General features: G+C 68.4%; 13 protein-coding genes. 5 read left to right on the forward strand and 8 right to left on the reverse strand.

Features of this window, described 5'->3' with window-relative positions; genetic code table 11:
- Position 1 precedes the first annotated feature (1 nt).
- Together OHA70_RS30090 and OHA70_RS30095 are read left to right on the forward strand one after the other, a co-directional pair.
- On the forward strand, positions 2–1,687 hold the full coding sequence (locus OHA70_RS30090; protein ID WP_328323186.1) for a Mur ligase family protein: 1,686 nt from the start codon (positions 2–4) through the stop codon (positions 1,685–1,687).
- 38 nt (positions 1,688–1,725) lie between these two features.
- Complete coding sequence (locus OHA70_RS30095; protein WP_328323188.1) at positions 1,726–2,568, forward strand: hypothetical protein; 843 nt, start codon at positions 1,726–1,728, stop codon at positions 2,566–2,568.
- Between the two features lie 124 nt (positions 2,569–2,692).
- Here the strand turns inward: OHA70_RS30095 and OHA70_RS30100 are convergent, their stop codons facing one another.
- The 8 genes from OHA70_RS30100 to OHA70_RS30135 form a co-directional block, all read right to left on the reverse strand.
- A complete protein-coding gene (locus OHA70_RS30100) occupies positions 2,693–3,874 on the reverse strand; it encodes a Dyp-type peroxidase (RefSeq protein ID WP_328323190.1) in 1,182 nt (393 codons plus the stop codon).
- Positions 3,871–4,404 (reverse strand): copper chaperone PCu(A)C, encoded by a 534-nt coding sequence (locus OHA70_RS30105; RefSeq protein WP_328323192.1) that lies wholly within the window; start codon positions 4,402–4,404, stop codon positions 3,871–3,873. Before OHA70_RS30105 ends, OHA70_RS30100 begins: the two co-directional genes overlap by 4 nt.
- Positions 4,405–4,482: 78 nt before the next feature.
- Entirely contained in the window at positions 4,483–7,293 is a 2,811-nt protein-coding gene (cphA, locus tag OHA70_RS30110) for a cyanophycin synthetase (protein WP_328323194.1), read from the reverse strand.
- Positions 7,290–8,426 carry a cyanophycinase gene (locus OHA70_RS30115; RefSeq protein WP_328323196.1) on the reverse strand — a complete coding sequence of 379 codons (1,137 nt, stop codon included), beginning with the start codon at positions 8,424–8,426 and terminating at the stop codon, positions 7,290–7,292. Before OHA70_RS30115 ends, cphA begins: the two co-directional genes overlap by 4 nt.
- 191 nt (positions 8,427–8,617) lie before the next feature.
- A complete protein-coding gene (locus OHA70_RS30120) occupies positions 8,618–10,021 on the reverse strand; it encodes a glycoside hydrolase family 16 protein (RefSeq protein ID WP_328323198.1) in 1,404 nt (467 codons plus the stop codon).
- Positions 10,022–10,151: 130 nt separating this feature from the next.
- Complete coding sequence (locus OHA70_RS30125) at positions 10,152–10,976, reverse strand: GNAT family N-acetyltransferase (protein ID WP_328323200.1); 825 nt, start codon at positions 10,974–10,976, stop codon at positions 10,152–10,154.
- Positions 10,977–11,110: 134 nt separating this feature from the next.
- Positions 11,111–12,331, reverse strand: coding sequence for a phosphoserine phosphatase SerB (gene serB / locus OHA70_RS30130; RefSeq protein WP_328323202.1), 1,221 nt, complete (start codon positions 12,329–12,331; stop codon positions 11,111–11,113).
- A 28-nt stretch (positions 12,332–12,359) separates the two neighbouring features.
- The gene (locus OHA70_RS30135) at positions 12,360–13,103 is read right to left on the reverse strand and encodes a hypothetical protein (protein WP_328323204.1); all 744 of its coding nucleotides are present in this window, start codon (positions 13,101–13,103) and stop codon (positions 12,360–12,362) included.
- 153 nt (positions 13,104–13,256) lie between these two features.
- Between OHA70_RS30135 and OHA70_RS30140 the strand changes: the two genes are divergently transcribed.
- The 3 genes from OHA70_RS30140 (at position 13,257) to OHA70_RS30150 (ending at position 16,805) form a co-directional block, all read left to right on the forward strand.
- On the forward strand, positions 13,257–14,039 hold the full coding sequence (locus OHA70_RS30140) for an ABC transporter ATP-binding protein (RefSeq protein WP_328323206.1): 783 nt from the start codon (positions 13,257–13,259) through the stop codon (positions 14,037–14,039).
- 89 nt (positions 14,040–14,128) lie between these two features.
- On the forward strand, positions 14,129–14,659 hold the full coding sequence (locus OHA70_RS30145) for an NfeD family protein (protein WP_328323208.1): 531 nt from the start codon (positions 14,129–14,131) through the stop codon (positions 14,657–14,659).
- 982 nt (positions 14,660–15,641) lie between these two features.
- Positions 15,642–16,805 carry an SPFH domain-containing protein gene (locus tag OHA70_RS30150; RefSeq protein WP_328323210.1) on the forward strand — a complete coding sequence of 388 codons (1,164 nt, stop codon included), beginning with the start codon at positions 15,642–15,644 and terminating at the stop codon, positions 16,803–16,805.
- Positions 16,806–16,912: the final 107 nt, after the last annotated feature.

Below are 16,912 nucleotides of genomic sequence, written 5' to 3' on the forward strand. Positions count from 1 at the left end.
TGTGTCCACCTCTTTGGTCGAGCTCCGTGTTCTGGACGGGGCCAACCTGTACTTCAGCCGTGCGGCGGTCAAGCTCACGCTCGACCTGACGGCTCTCATCGACGCCCCGGCTCCGGCCGCGAAGGCGTACGCGCAAGCGCTCGGACTGGGCGCGACCCGGCCCGGGCGGATCGGGTCGGGGTTCCGGCAGCGGTTCGCGGTGCGGGTGGTCGGGCACATCGTCCGGCGGATCGCGCGCGAGGCGGGGATCGGGCGGATCGGCGTACGGGTCAGGTCTGAGACCGATGTGCATCGCCTCGTGGTGGCGTTCCCGTGGGCGCATGAGGGCCGCGCCCGGGCGCTCGGTCAGGCGATCGTCGATGTGGTCGACGCGTTCGGCGCAGAGCACCTGCCCGAGCTGGTGGCGACCGTCGGCGACCGGGTCCGCAACGAGCCGGCCGGCGACGCGCCGCCGACGCTGCGGCCGAAGATTCCCGTCGTCGCGGTCACCGGGACGAACGGCAAGACGACCACCTCGCGGATGATCGCGCACATCGGCCGCGCGGCCGGGCTGCACGTCGGTTGGTCGAGTACCGATGGCGTGTACTTCGACGGCGAGCTGGTCAAGTACGGCGACTTCTCCGGCCCGAGCGGCGCTGGTCAGGTGCTCTCGCAGCCTGGCGTCCAGCTGGCCGTCACGGAGACGGCCCGCGGCGGCATCCTGCGACGCGGGGTCGGCGTGGCGTACAACGACGTCTCTGTCGTGACCAACGTCACCGCTGATCACCTCGGCCTCGGTGGGATCGACACCGTCGACCAACTCGCCGAGGTGAAGGCCGTGATCACCAAGATCACCCGCCCGCGGGGCTGGTGCGTGGTGAACGGCGACGACCCGCGGACGTTCGCGATGCGGCTCGACTCGCCGGCCAAGTGCTGGGTGTTCTCCCGCGACCCCGACTCGCCGTCGATTCGCAGCGTGCTCGACGAGGGCGGCCGGGCGACCACCGTGCTCGATGGGTTCATCACCGTGCTCGACCAGTCCAGTGACGCCGAGCCGCTGCTGAAGGTCGTCGACGTGCCGATGACGCTGTCCGGGCTCTCGCACTACAACGTCGAGAACGCCCTGGCTGCAGCCTCTGCCGCGCTCGGTCTCGGACTGCCGCGCGCCGCGGTGATCGAGGGGCTCAGCACTTTCTCGCCGTCCGAGAACAACCCGGGCCGGATGAACATGTACACCGTCCGCGACTTCACCGTCGTGATCGACCTCGCCCACAACGAGGCCGGCCTCGAAGCGCTGCTGGAGATCATGAACGGGGTCCGCCAGCCGGGTGGGCGACTGCTGCTCGCTCTCGGCTCGCCGGGCGACCGGGCCGACGACATGGTCAGCGCGATGGGGGCGATCGGTGCCCGTGGCGCGGACCGCGTCGTGATCGGGCACAAGGGCGAGTACCTCCGTGGCCGGCCGCCCGAGGAGCTGGAGGCGGTCTTCCGCGAAGGCACCAGTTCGGTCGGCGTCGACGACGTACCGTCCTTCCCGACCGAGCTCGAAGCGGCCCAGGCACTCGTCCGGGAAGCGCAGGCCGGTGACGTGGTCGCGGTGATGTCTCTGCAGGATCGGGCGAGTCTTGACGCCTGGTTGCGGTCCGAGGGAGCTACCGTCGATAACCCGGAGACCTTGAAGGCGAAGGTCGAACGAGCACAGCACTGATCCCCGGGACTCCACCGCCCGGGGCGGATCGGGGTTTCATGCGTTACTTGTGGTCGATACCGGCGGCGGTGGTCGCCTGGTTCGTGGCCGGCTTCGCGCCGACCTATCTGAACGGGCTGCCGGCCGGCTCGACCACGTTCGTCGGGACCCGGGTGGATCTGCTCGTCCTGGGCGGATTCACCGGGGGAGTGCTGGCCGGGCTGATCGTCGGCCGGGTGCGGATCGCGGTGCCGTTGGTCCTGATCGTTGCCGCGGGCGCCTGGTGGTTGAGCGGGTACGACCTGTCGGACAAGCGGTTGCCGGCGATGTTGCTGGCGGCAAGTGTCGTCGGTGCGTTCTTCGGTGCCCTGGGCATCCGAAGTACGGTGCTGGCGGCGTTCGCCTTGGCGGTGCCGATCGCTTGGTACGCGCTGCGCCCGGCGGCTGAGCTGCAGGACTGGCGCTGGCTGTGGCAGCTCAACGGACTCCTCGTCGCGATGGGCCTCACGATCATCCTGTACGTCGCCTGTTGGCGGCGAGGCTGGCGATCGGCGTACTTCTGGCTCCCGTTGACCGCGTTCTACCTGGCGTCGTTCGCGATCGTCGAGGGACTCCAGGCGGTGACGGCGGCCAAGGGCAAGTCGGTCAACGAGATCGCCAACGCCGGTACCGATGCGTTCTTCGACGGCTTCGAGCCGCTGCTGCGGGAGTACTGGCCGTGGCTGGCGCTGGCCGTGCTGCTGGCGATCCCGATGGTCGCCCTCAAGGTCAGGGCGCTGCCTCCGCCGCCACCACCACCCACGCTCGACGACGGCCGCGGCAACGACGCGGTCCTGTCCGACGACCTCGACTGGATCGACCGCGAAGAGCCAAAGCGCCGCCTACTCCCGGCCCGCCGCTAGACCAGGACGCGCTTCGGTTGCTTACGGCCGGACCGCCACCACATCAATACCCCTCGGGAGATCGATTGCCGTCGGCGTGTCGAGGTGGTCCGCGAGGGTTCTGTAGTGGTGGCGGTCCGGCCCGCTAACTCAGCAACCCTTCGCCGAGCCAGCTGGCTTCGTGGAAGCCTGGTGGGATCGCGAAGGTGGCTGAGCCGATGGTGGTGGTCCATTCGTTGAGGGCGTCGGCGGCGTTTAGTCGGGTGAGTAGGGGCAGGAACTGGCTGACCAGGTCGGCTTGGTAGCTGAGGAAGATCAGGCCTGACTCGCGGGTGGCGCCGGTGTCTTGGACGTAGTTGAGGCCCTTGCGGAAGATGCGGCGGCCGTCGTTCTCCGAGTGGTGGGAGAGGCGGGCGTGTGCGTTCTTCGCGATCACCAGGCGGTTGTCGGCGTCGCGGGCTTCGAGGTCGAGCTCGTCGTGTTCGGCGGTGCTGGTGAGTGGTGCGCCGTTCGAGAGTTTGCGGCCGACGGCACGCTCTTGTTCGGAGCGGGTGAGTTCGTCCCAGGTGTCGAGGTTCAGGCGGATCCGGCGGACGACGAGGGTGGTGCTGCCGTCGGCATTCCAGACTGTGGCGTCGAATTCCGGCGTACCGGGGGCGGGGTTGCCGGTGCCGTCGACCTGGTTGAAGAGGTTGCGTCCGGTGACCGGCTGACCGTCGGCGCCCGTACTGTTCCAGAAGCCTGTCTGTCGCCAGAGCGGCTTTGCGAAGGGTGCTGCATCAGCGACCAACCGCCGGACCGCGTGAACCACCGACACCGCGTCGTCCGCGCCGACGAGGATGAGCAGATCGCCACCGGTCCATCCGGGTTGCAGGCGATCGAGTGACATCGCCGGTACTTCGCTGAACCCGTGTGGCTTGCGGCCGGTGAGTCCAGGCAGGCCGAACACCTTGGGCCCGAAGCCCACGGTGATGGTGAGTGCGACGCCGGGCAGAGCCAGCTCGGGAGCCGTATCGCCCGGAGCTGGACGTCCAGCGGCGAGGGCGGTGATGTCGTTGCTCCACAAGCGCATCAGCCGGCCGAGTGCTGCTTTGTCGGTCGTCGGCAGCATCGTGAATGCGACCAGCTCGGCGTGCTTCGGCGAGGCAGTCGCGATGGCCGGCTGGCGGTCGCCGTACGGGCTGATGTTCTGGGCGGCGACCAGCGCGGTGTCGGGGGCAGTGGCGGAGTCCTTGCCTAGGGCAACTGCTCCACCAGTGACCGCAGCTCCTGCGGCGGCGGCTCCGGCGTACCCGAAGAGCTGCCGCCGGGACGGGCGTCCGGTCAAGGTGTCGTGCTGGGGGTCGTCGACGGGTGGTAGTGCTCTTCCTCCTCGGTGAACGCCTTCACCGGCACGGTCAGATCGTGCGAGGTGCCGTCGGAGAACTTCAAAGTGATCGGTACTTCGTCACCCGGCTTGAGCGCCTGCTTGAGCCCCATCAACATCACATGGTCACCACTCGGCGCGAGGTGCGCGTGCGACTCGGCCGGCACCTTGATGCCGCCGGCCTTCTCCTGCATCACCATCTTGCCGTCCTTCATCGCCATCTCGTGGATCTGCACCATCCCGGCCACCGGAGAGGTTGCCGAGGTCAACGAGATGTCGGCCTTGCCCGGGTTGGTCAGCGACATGAACGCCGCCGTCATCGTGGTGTCCTTCGACCCGACCGTCGCGCGTACCCAGGCGTCCTCGACCAGTACGCCGGGAGTCGTCACGGCTGCCTTGGTCACCGGCGCATCCTTCTCAGAGGATCCGCAGGAGGACAGCAGAAAGGGGAGGGCGACAGCCAGGCCGGCCATCAGCAGCTTCGTCTTCACGGACAGGCCAACGATGCTTCCGGCAACCGAGTTCCCGGTAGAGCGGGGACACACCGTGTGTCCCCGCTCACGATCTGGTTACTCCTCTGACTGGTCAGGGTCCGACTCGTCCGGCTTCACGAAGTCGGGGTCGCCGCCTTCGTCGCCGGAGCGGGCACCGGCCTGGGCAAGGTGGGACACCGACTCGAGGTGGGCCAGCACCTGCTGGTGCTGGTCGACGCAGAGCACCACCAGGTCACCGCGGTTCGACCGGGACAGCGCGTGCTGTACCGCGGTCAGCTCCTCGAGCACCGTCTCGACCTGACGGCAGCGGGCGCCGTTCTCCATCGCCCGCCGAACGCCCTCGGTGACGAGCTCAGCCGTGCTGCCGGCTGTCCGGCCGCGCAGCCGGACGTCCTCGCGCACGATCACCACGTCGAAGTGCTGCGCGGCGACCTCGCCGAGCTCGCGCATGTCGTCGTCGCGTCGGTCGCCCGCGGTCGCGATCACGCCGATCCGCGACGGCCGGCCCAGCTCGGACGAGGCGTTCAGGCTCTCGCCGAGCTTGTCGACGAAGTCGCCGAGCATCCGCATCGCGGGCGCGTTGTGGCAGTAGTCGACGATCACGGTCCGGCCGTCGACGTCGATCTCGTTCAACCGGCCGGGCGATAGGTAGTACGAGGTGCTGAACGTGCGCAGGCCCTGCCGGATGTCGTGCAGCGGAGCGCCGGCGGCGAAGGCGGCGGCCGCGGCGGCCATCGCGTTCTGCACGTTCATCATCGCCCGGCCGCCGAACGTTGCCGGCAGCAAGTGCGTCCAGGCCAGCTGCATCGAGCGCCGGCCGTGCTTCATGATGATCATGTCGCCCAGGTCGGACCGGTCGAGCACGACCGCGCGGCCACCGCGCCGGCAGTGGCCCTCGATGTACTCGCGTACCTCGCTGCCCGGCTCGGCGATGCTGAACCAGACCACCTCGCCCGAGCACCTCCGCCGCATCTTGCGGACCAGCGGGTCGTCGGCGTTCAGTACTGCGAACCCGTTGCGCGGCACCGCCTCGACCAGCACGGCCTTCACGTCGGCCAGTTGGTCCAGCGTGTCCACCCCACGCATCCCGAGGTGGTCCGGCTGGATGTTCAGCACCACGGCCACGTCGTTGCGCTGGTACCCAAGACCCTCGCGCAGGATGCCGCCGCGAGCCACCTCGAAGACGGCGAAGTCGACGCGCGGGTTCTGCAGCACCATCCGGGCGGACTTCGGCCCGGACGCGTCGGACCGGATCACCAGTCGCTCGTCGATCACGATGCCGTCGGTCGAGGTCATCCCGACCTTGCGGCCCATCCCCTTGAAGACGTGGCTGATCATCCGCGAGGTAGTGGTCTTGCCGTTCGTACCGGTCACCGCGACGATCGGGATCCGGCTGGTCGCGCCCGGCGGGAACAGCATGTCGACGACCGGCTTCGCGATGTACTGCGGATCGCCGATCGTCGGGTTGGTGTGCATCCGGAACCCGGGAGCGGCGTTGACCTCGCAGATCGCGCCACCGGTCTCGCGGACCGGCTGGGTGATGTCGGGGCAGATGAAGTCGATGCCGGCGATGTCGAGCCCGATCATCCGGGCCGCCTCCTCGGCGATCTCGACGTTCTCCGGGTGCGCCTCGAAGGTGCGGTCGATCGAGATGCCGCCGGTGGACATGTTGCCGGTGAGCGTCAGCTTCACCATCGTCTCTTCCGGCGGTACGTCGTCCATCTCGAAGCCCTGCGACTTCACCAGCTCGCGCGCGGCGTTGTTCACGGTGATCCGGGTCAGGATCTTCTCGTGGCCGACACCGCGACGCGGGTCGGCGTTGGTGATCTCGACCAGCTCCGCGACGGTGTGGACGCCATCACCGACGACATGTGCGGGGACCCGCTCGGCGATGGCTTCCATCCGCCCGTTGATGATCAGGCAGCGATAGTCCTTGCCGGTGACGAAGCTCTCGACGATCACCGAACCGCGTCGCGACTGCTCGGCCGCGATCGGGAAAGCCTCCCGGACGGCGTCCGCGTCCTGCAGGTTCAGGCAGACGCCACGGCCGTGGTTGCCGTCGAGCGGCTTGCACACGACGGGGTAGCCGATCTTGTTCGCCGCCGAGACAGCGTCGTCCACGTCACGGACGGAGGCGGAGCGAGGTACCGGTAGGCCGGCGGAGGCGAGCAGTTTGGTGGTGAGGTCCTTGTCGCTGGCCACGTCGACCGCGATCGAGCCGGTCTCGGACGTCATGGTCGCCCGGATGCGCTTCGCATGGACGCCCTGACCGAGTTGCACCAGGCTGAACTTGTTGAGCCGGATCCACGGGATGTCGCGGGACACCGCCTCGTCCACGATCGCCTGCGTCGACGGGCCGAATGCGCTCCGCTCGGCGATCCGGATGAACTTCTCCAGCTCGGTGGTGAAGTCGAAGTCCTCGGTCGGCTGGACCAGGTAGTTGACGAACCGGACGGCGAGTTCACCCGCGGCCAGTCCGACGCCCTCATCGGCGTACGAGTAGATGATGTTGTACCGGCCGGGCACACCCTTGACCTGGCGGGTCTTGCCGCGCCGCATGTCGTGGCCGGCCTCCTGCTGGAGTTGCAGCGAGACGTGCTCGGCGATGTGGCCGAGCCAGGTGCCCTCTTGCAGCCGCTCGATGAAGCCGCCGCGCCGGCCGCGCGAGCAGTGGTGCTGGTCCAGCCGGGGCAGGTACTCGAGCAGCCGCTCGGTGAAGCCGTCGATCGTGTTCGACGGGAAGTCCTCCAGCGAGCCCAGGTCGACCACCAGGTGGATGGCCGGGTCGTAGCTCCAGATGTTCGGACCGCGGTAGACGCGGGTCTCGATGATCTTCAGGTCCGGGCTCGGCGTCCCGTGGGTCTGGTCGGGGGCGGTGTCGGTCATGCTCTCCCACTGTCTGCTTGCGGGTCGGTGTCTGGTCGGCTGAGTTCGGCGCCCGCGCTCAGAGGCTCGGTCGCCTCCGGTCTGGACTGGGCCGCCGCCGACGACCTCGACTTCTTCGACGCCGCCGCCTTCTGCGAGACAGCTGTCTTCTTGGCGGAGTCGGTGGCCTTCGCCGTACGCCGGCCCGCCCGGCGCTTGCGCTCGGCGTAGTACGCGGGGGACACGCCCTCGGCCGCGATCTCCTTGGCCAGCTTGCGCAGGTCCGCCTCGGCGGCCTCGATCGACGCGATCTCCTCGGCCGGCGGCTGCGGACCGAACGACAGCAGCACGCGCGCCTTCAGGTCGAAGGTCGACGACGCGGGCAGGACATGCAGGACGACGCCCGACGCGAGGATCGCCTCGGACCGGCTCGCGTAATGCGCGTTGGAGGTGATCCGGCTGCCGTCGAAGATCGTCACAGCACCCCGCCCGACGACCTCCAGGTGAGATCCCCGTACTACGGCCGCCGTGTCCTCGTCGACGCCGATGCCGAGCAACCCGGGGGATTGCGCCACGAGCGAGAGCAGGCGGCCGTACCGGTTCCGTTGGGCGAAGTGCTGGTCGACGATGGCGCCCTGGACGAGTCCGAGCCCGCCGGCGAGCTGGCTCATCCGCTGCCTCGGGGTGGCGCCCGAGCGGCCGAAGGCGATCATGTGCTCGGCGAGGATGCTCGCACCGGCCGACGTACCGCCGACGGCTGCACCTCGTGCGTGGGCCGCGGTGACGGCCCGGCCGAACGCGGTACCGGTGACGACACCGCTCAGCTTGAGCTGGTTGCCGCCGGTCATGAAGATGCCGGTGGCCTGCTCGAGCGGCTCGATGAAGGCGGGATCGTCGGCGTCCTCACGGTTCTCCGGCCGGACGCCGACCACGCTCGCGGCGCCGAGCGCGGCGAACAGCGCGGAGTAGACGTCGATCACGTCCGGACCGAGCGCGGAGGCGGTGGGAACCACCACGATCCGCGCCTTCGACCCGCCGGCCGCCTCGACGAACTCCTGCAGGACCAGCCGCTTCTTCAGCTTGTCCTCGGCCCCACCGATGGCGAACAAGGCACCAGGCCCGCTCGTCGTCACCCCACCCTGCTGTTCAGACATAGCCGAAGAATAAGCGCTGAACCCCTCTCGCCCCGCTTCGGTGACAACGCGAGCCTTCATCAGCCGACCTGATCGGTTGCAAGTAGCTGCAACTCGGGTACGGAGAGTAGTTGCTTGTGGCATTCTTCATCGGTGAATCGACAAACAAAACCTGGCGATGGTGCCGGGCGGGACAGCCCGGCACCATCTGATCAGTGGCCGAAGGTGAACCAGTTGAGGTTCACGAAGTCGGCTGGTTGGCCGCTGGTGAAGGTTAGGTAGACGTTGTGTACGCCGGTGACCGCGCTGATGTTGGCGGGGACGCTGCGCCAGCTCTGCCAGCCGCCGGTGTTGCCGATGGCGAAGCTGCCGATCGGGGTGTTGGATCTGCTGTCCAGGCGTACTTCGACCAGGCCGCTCACTCCGCCGCCGGCGCCCGACGCGACGCGGCCGATGAACTGGTGGGCGGCGGAGGTGCCGAAGTCGACGTTGGGGTAGAGGGCCCAGTCGCCGTTGCCGAGCTGCATGAGGTTCTGGCCGCCGCCGGAGTCGCTGGTCGTCTCGACGCCTACACCGCCTTGCTGGGTGTAGGACTCGGCCTGGATGGTGCTGTACGCGCTACCGCCTCCGCCGGGCGGCGTGGTCGGGGGAGTGGTCGGGTCGCCGCCACCTCCGCCTCGGGTGGAGACGGCGACGTAGTCGATCACCATCGGACGGTCGGGGACTGTCTCGGCGCGAGGTGTTGGTGCGGCGAGGGCATCCGGGAACGCCCCGCCGATGGCGACGTTGAGCAGGATGAAGTAGCCCGCGTGCGAGGTCATCGCGTTCCAGGTGTCGGCCGGCAACTGGCCCTGGCTCACGGAGTGGAACTGTTGCCCATCGACGTACCAGCGGAATTGGTTCGGCGAGATGCTGGTATCCCACTCGAACCGGTACGTGTGGAAGCCGGCCTGGCAGGTGCTGCCCGGGCAGGCGCGGTTGTTCGCGATGCCGGTCGTCTCGTTGCAGGGACCGCCGGGGTTCACGCCGCAGTGCAGGACGCCCCAGACCGAGTTGAGCCCGTTGACGTTCTCCATGATGTCGAACTCGCCGATGCCCGGCCAGTTCCAGTAGTTACCCCGGTACGGCGAACCGAGCGCCCAGAACGCGGGCCAGTACCCGAGAGCCGCGTTTCCCGTGACGTTCGGCATCTGGATCCGCGCCTCCATCGCGACCACTCCACCCGACGGCGGCCTGAAGTTGCTGCGCTGCGTCTCGATCCGGGCCGAGGTCCAGTTGCCGGCACCGTCGCGGCGAGGCGTGATCCTGAGGTTTCCCGCTCCGTCGAGGGCGAGGTTGTTCGTACTGTTCGTGTAGTTCTGGATCTCCCCGGTACCCCAGTTGCCAGGGCCGCCGGGATAGGCGTGACCGGTGTCGATGATCCAGTTGGCGCCGGACGGCAACGTGCCGCTGGTGCCGTTGAAGTCGTCGCTCCACACCGTCGTCCACCCGGCGGGTGGCGGCGGAACGCTGGCCTGCGCCGCGACGGTCAACGCGGTCACGACCAGGACGGGGGCGAGCAGTGCACTGAGGATGGTTCGGCGACGGGTGGACGGTTTGCTGGGGCGGGAACGCATGGGTGACCTCCACGGTCAGGCGCCGTCACCAGGGCAGCGCCAGGGCGGGTGCGTACGCCCATGGGAGCGCTCTCACTCCGGCGTGTCAACGCCTCGTCACAGCACCGGCCCGAGGGACCGTTCCCCAAGCTCAGAGCTTGCGGCTGAACACCGTCGTGCTGTGCTGGACGGTCATCCCCAGCCGCTCGTACATGGCCAGCGCGCCGGTACCGGAGTGGGTCCACAGCACGAGGTCGGGCCGGCCCTGGCGATAGAAGCCGAGGGACGCATGTGCGAGCAGTGCCCTGGCGATTCCCTTGCCGCGCTGATCCCGCCGTACTGCGATCTGCTCGACATACCCACTATCCGTGTCGGGCAGCGCCAGGCAGATCGCGACCCCGACGAGTTCGTCACCGGCGAAGGCGACGGGGGAGAGGTCAGGCACGAATGTCGTGCGCTCGACGGTCATCCGCGCCCACTCCACGAAGTCCCAGCGGCGTGGTTGCCATTCGTCGAAGGCGTCCTGGATCACCAGATGCGCGGCCGCTGCGTCCTCGCCGGAGTAGGGCCGGATCGTGATTCCGGCCGGCAACTCGGGCAGCACAGGCTCCTCGGCGGCCCGCATCTCCAGCTTCCAGTTGGTGGCCAGTACGCCGTACTCGCGCGACTGCAACAGCGCAGTACCGGCGAGATCATCGTCGTCGACCGTCTGGGCGACCCACTCGCCACCGGACTCGATAGCCCTGGCCTCGACCCAGTCGAGTAGCGCACTCCCGAGACCCAGACCGCGGTACTCCACCCCGACATCCACTTGCGACCGGCGACCCCGAACGTAGGCCCAGGCGGCTATCCCATCATCAGGCGCCAGAACCAGCATGGTGTCGACCGCCGCGTCCAGCCCCGGTCGCTCGAGCGTCGCCTCGACCTCGTCCACCTGGATGCCGGACATCCCGGCGATCGCACGAGCGTCCGCCATGGTCGCGGATCGGCAGCTGAATCCAGCAGGGATTACCGGAGGAGTGGGCACGACCACCGATCCTCACCCGCCCGCGCCACAGACGCAACAACCAAAGCCGGACCGGACCTGGCCAACGGCAACAACCGGCGAGGCTAGTTGCCCTCGGCATCCGCGTCGGCGGCCTCGACTTCCTCCCGGCTGATGCCGAGGAGGTACAGAATCGTGTCGAGGTAGGGAACGCTGACGTGCGTGTCCGCCGCCGCACGGACGACCGGCTTGGCGTTGAACGCGATCCCGAGCCCCGCAGCCGCGAGCATGTCGAGATCGTTGGCGCCGTCACCGATCGCGACCGTCTGCGACAACGGCGTACCGGAGGTCTCGGCGAAGCGGCGCAGGGCGGTCGCCTTGCCGGCCCGGTCGACGATCTCGCCGATCACCTTGCCGGTCAGCTTGCCGTCGACGATCTCCAGCTCGTTGGCGCTGGCGAAGTCGATGCCGAGGTCGGCGGCGAGCTTGTCGGTGATCTGGCTGAAGCCGCCGCTGACAATCGCGAACTGGTACCCGAGCCGCTTCAGCGTCCGGACCAGCGTCCGCGCACCCGGCGCCAGCTGGATCGCCTGGTACACCTCGTCGATCGCCGACTCCGGCAGCCCTTCGAGCGTCGCCACCCGGCTGCGCAGCGACTCGGAGAAGTCGAGTTCCCCACGCATCGCCTGCTCGGTGACGGCGGCAACCTCCTCGAGCCGGCCCGCGTGCGCCGCGAGCATCTCGATCACCTCGCCCTGGATCAGGGTCGAATCCACATCCATCACGATCAGCCGCTTGGCCCGCCGGTACAGACCGCCAGGCTGTACTGCGACGTCCAGCCCCTGCACGACGCCTTCCAGCGCCAGCACCTTCCGCAGCGAGTCAGGGTCGGCACCCGACACCGCGATCTCCATCGCGGTCACCGGATAGCGCGCCATCCGGCTGATCCGGTCGATATTGGCGCCGGTGTCGGCGATCCGGCCGGCGATCGCGGCGAAGCCCTGCGCGGTCAGCGGGCTGCCGATCACGGTCACCTGGGTCCGGCCCTTGCGCCGGGGTTCGTTGTCGCCGAACCCCTTCTTCAGGCTGATGTCGACCTCGAGGTTCTCGGCCAGCTCCTTGAGTTCCTTCTTGAGTTCCTTGTGATCGCGCGGCGCCGACAGCAGTACGCCGAGCACGAGCCGACCTCGGAGTACCACCTGTTCGGCATCGATCACGTCGAGCCCGCGCAACGCGAGCATCGACAGTACTGCGGAAGTCAGGCCCGGCCGGTCCGTACCGGTCAAAGTGACCAGCAGCGTGGGGCGGTCCGCTATCGACGTCTCGTGCTCAGCCTGTCCTGTCATCTCAAGGCCTCAGGCTACCGATGAATTGTTAACGGGAGGTTGGCGGTCCACATGCCGCGACAAGTGCCCGCCTGGCAGCGGCGGCCAGATCGGTCAGCGCTCGGCGACGGGCGTCGGCCTCCGCGCCGGTGATCGCGGCGCCGTCGTCCTCCAGAGCGGCGTCGGCGATGGCGAGACAGCGGCGGGCGGTCGCGGCCGTCTTCACCGCACGGGCTTCGTAGCCGGGGGCAAGGTCGTCGCCCTTGCCCGAGCCGATCCGGCGGATGTCGATCAGCGCGTCGGCCACCTCGGGCTTCCACTTCGCGACGTCGAGCTTGGCCAGCGAATCGGCCGCCTCGATCAGTGCGGCTCGCAGGCCACGATCCGCCTCGCCCAAGTCGGCCGGCAGCGGACTGGTTGCCGGCAAGACGGTCCACTGCACTGCTGGGCCGACGTACGAAGGTACGAGCCCGATCTCTGCTCCGGTCAGTACTACGGCCTCGCCCGTCTCCAGCGCTGCCTCGTTGAAGGTAGGCGGCCCAGCCAGCCCGATCGGGTCGCCCGGGATCGGCAGGGCGAGGTGGGCCTGGGTCGCCCCGGCCGCACGCAACAGGTTCAGTGCCACGGGCAACGTGGTCGGAGCCGGGTGCGCGGCGAGGCCGGACACGTGGTGCCCGACGTCCTCGCCGAGGATCTTGTGCGCGGCCGTGTCCGGATCGCAGGCGCCCGTCAGCATGGCGTTGGTCCAGACGGTGAAACGCACCGAGGCGGCAGTGGTCAGCACACCTGCCATTGTCCCATCCGCCCGGCCGTCACCCGACGCGGGCGGGGCCGTCGCGAGTCGCAGGGGATTACCCCGCCCACCACCCTCCCGCTCTTGTCTTCATTTCCCGTCGGAGCAGGGTCGGCGTCGGCCGCCGAGGACGACCCCGTAGGTTTTGGCTTTATGACTGCAGTGGCGGAGCTGGCTGGTGTTTCGATCGTGCGCGGTGGCGCGCTCCTACTCGACTCCGTCGACTGGTCCATCGAGGAGACCGACCGCTGGGTCGTGATCGGCCCGAACGGGGCCGGCAAGACGACGATGCTCCAGATCCTCGCGGCTCAGATGCACCCGACAACCGGTGTGGTTGGGCTGCTCGGCGAGGTGCTCGGTGCGGTCGATGTTTTCGAGCTGCGGCCGCGGATCGGACTGACCAGCGCGGCGCTCGCCGACCGGCTGCCGAAGTCGGAGCGGGTGTCCGACGTTGTCGTCTCCGCGTCGTACGCCGTACTGGGCCGCTGGCGCGAGGAGTACGACGAGCTGGACCACGACCGGGCCAAGGAGCTGCTCACCGAGCTCGGCATCGGGCAGCTGAGCGACCGTACCTTCGGAACGCTGTCCGAGGGGGAGCGGAAGCGGGTGCAGATCGCCCGTGCCCTGATGACGGACCCCGAACTGATGCTGCTGGACGAGCCGGCGGCGGGGCTGGACCTTACGGGTCGCGAACAGTTGGTCCGCTCGCTCAGCTCGATCGCGACCGCCGAGGGCGCTCCTGCGATGGTGCTCGTGACGCATCACGTCGAGGAGATCCCGCCGGGCTTCACGCACGCGCTGCTCCTGAAGAAGGGCCGGGTCGTCGCGGCCGGACCGATCGAGCAGGCGCTGACGGCCGAGACGCTGAGCGACACCTTCGACCTCGCCCTCAGCCTCGACCACCGCGACGGCCGGTACTTCGCCCGCGCGCTGTAAATCCGCTCGACCGGAATCCTGCGGCTGTTTCTCCGCGTCACACTGGAGATGGACCTGCCTGAGGTCCCGAACGCGGATAGAGTTGGCAGATGATGGATTGGCTGCGGGACAACGTCTGGGCGGCGTGGCTCGGGATCGCCGTTGTGCTCGGTCTGGCGGAGCTTGCTTCGCTCGACTTCACCTTGCTGATGCTCGCCGCGGGGGCGATCACCGCGGCCGGCGTAGGCGCCTTGTTCCCGCACCTGCTCTGGTTGCAGATCGTCGTCGGTCTGGTCACCGCGGCCGCGATGCTGGGCGCCATCCGCCCGCTGCTGGTCCGCAAGCTGCACCACACCGGTGAGCTGAAGACCGGCTCGGCGCACGTGATCGGCCGCAGCGGCGTCGTGGTCAAGGAGATCCACCCCGACGGCGGCGGCTCGATCAAGCTCAACGGCGAGCTCTGGACCGCGCGTCCGTACGACGACGTCTCCACCATCCAGCCCGGCACCCGGGTCGAGGTGATGTCGATCGACGGCGCCACCGCCGTCGTCTACCCGATCGGCCAGCCGATCGACCACACCCTCCCCGAGCTCCGCGGCCCGGACAAGACCGAGCCGAAAGACTCCGAACCACCCCGCTGACCGGGCAGCCACGCAGGGACGGCTGTGGTTGCGGGGTGCTGTGGATGAGGGATTGTGGTTGTGGGGGGCTGCGGTGCGGGCTGCTGTGGTGAGGGGCTGTGGTGCCGGGTGCTGGGCCCGAAGGGGAGTGTGGTGCGCGGTCTCCGCTGCGGGAGTGTGCTGGTCGAGAGGGTGTGGGTCAAGAGTGCTTCGCGTCCCTTCGGGATCGAACAAGTTCGACTCTTGACGCACACCCTCTCGACCAGGGAAGGACGCAGCTACCGGGATCCCGCGGAGGGGTCTGAGTCGATGGGGCACCTTGGCAAAGCCGGTTGAGTAGCGGGGTGACGATCGCAAGGCCGGTCGGGTCGCGGGGTGACGACGGCAAGGCGGGCCGGTTCGCGGGCGATGATGGCAAGGTCGGCTGGCTCGTGGGTGATGGTGGGAAGTTGCCGGGTAGGCGGTTGGGGAGGGAAATCCCTCCGGGATAAGGGGTTTTGGGGAGGGTACTACCCCCGAATCGGCACAATTTCTTCCCCAGTCTCCAGAAAATCCTCCCCAAACCCCGGCCGGCCCAGTAAGACAGGTTCCTCGGCGGGGACGGTGCTGTCGCGCCGCGACGACGGCCAAGTCCAGCCGAATGGGCCCGTCCCGGGGTCGGCTGGCGGGTTTTCGTGCGGCTGGCCGGATGCTTCACGTCAGCGGCCCGATAACCTGCTAGCGCCCAGGCGAATCGGGGCCCTGGCAGGGGTAACGCGGTTGGTGGGGGTGCTCGGTGAGGGGAGACGCAGTCTCCTGCCGAGTAGCCACCCACATGCCGACCACTGCCATGGTGTGGCGCGGTTGCGCGGGGGAGTGGTCGAAGTACTGTCGGAAGTACGGACATCGTTGCCATCGACGGCCAACCGACGAGGTTTCCGGATCGTGAGGGAACCGTTGTCTTCAGTGGCCCGTCGATAGGAAAGACTGTCCGTCCTGAGGGTTCTTCGAGTGGGAGGGTCACGTGACCGCGTTCCTCATAGTGCTGGCATTGGTCGCCTTACTGGTGGTCGTCACACTGATCAAATCTGTCCGGGTCGTGCAACAGCAGACCGTGGGCATCGTGGAACGGTTCGGGAAGTTCAAGGTCGGCTTGCAGCCCGGCCTGAACCTGCTGACCCCGTTCGTCGACAAGGTCCGCTACACGATCGACATGCGTGAGCAGGTGGTCGCGTTCCCGCCGCAGGGCGTCATCACCGAGGACAACCTGATGGTGTCGATCGACTCCGTCATCTACTTCCAGGTCAACGACCCGGTCCGGGCGACCTACGAGATCTCCAACTACATCCAGGCCATCGAGCAGCTGACGATGACCACGCTGCGCAACATCATCGGTGGCATGGACCTCGAGCAGACGCTGACCTCGCGTGAGGAGATCAACGAGAAGCTCCGGTACGTACTGGACGAGGCGACCGGCAAGTGGGGCATCCGGGTCAACCGGGTCGAGCTCCGCTCGATCGACCCGCCGCCGTCGATCCAGGACTCGATGGAGAAGCAGATGCGCGCGGACCGCGACAAGCGCGCCGCGATCCTCACCGCCGAAGGTATGCGGCAGTCGGCCGTTCTGTCGGCCGAGGGCCAGAAGCAGTCCGCGATCCTGACCGCGCAGGGCGACCGGGAGTCCCGGATCCTGCGCGCCCAGGCCGAGCGGGAGGCGCGGATCCTGAAGGCGCAGGGTGAGGCGCAGGCCATCACCACCGTCTTCAACGCGATCCACGCCGGCAAGCCCGACCAGGGCCTGCTCGCTTACCAGTACCTGCAGATGCTGCCGTCGATCGCTCAAGGCGACTCGAACAAGCTGTGGATCATCCCGAGCGAGATCGGCAAGGCGATGGAAGGCCTCGGCAGCGCCGTCGGCCAGATCGCCGGTATCACCCAGAAGGCCGAGGGTCCGTTCCCGGAGCCCGACCTGGGCGACTCGCAGGCGGTCTCGGTCGACAGCGGTATCGGTTCGGCGGCCACGCCGGACGCGGCCGTGGTCGAGGCCGACAACGCGGTGCAGGAAGCCATCGCGGCAGCGCAGAACGCGGCCGTCGGCAACCGCGCCGCGCAGCAGGCACCCCCGGCGGTCACCTCGGCTCCCGAGCAGACCTCCCCGGTCCAGGACGGCCCTCCGCTCGAGCGCTAAGACCTGGTACTACGCAACGCCACCCGGCCCGGCTCGCCTCCCAAGGCAAGCCGGGCCGGTGTGACGTTCGCTGCACTCTGACCGGGGCGGTGGGGTGGGAGTCAGCA

The sequence above is a fragment of the Kribbella sp. NBC_00382 genome (assembly GCF_036067295.1).
GTDB lineage: Bacteria > Actinomycetota > Actinomycetes > Propionibacteriales > Kribbellaceae > Kribbella.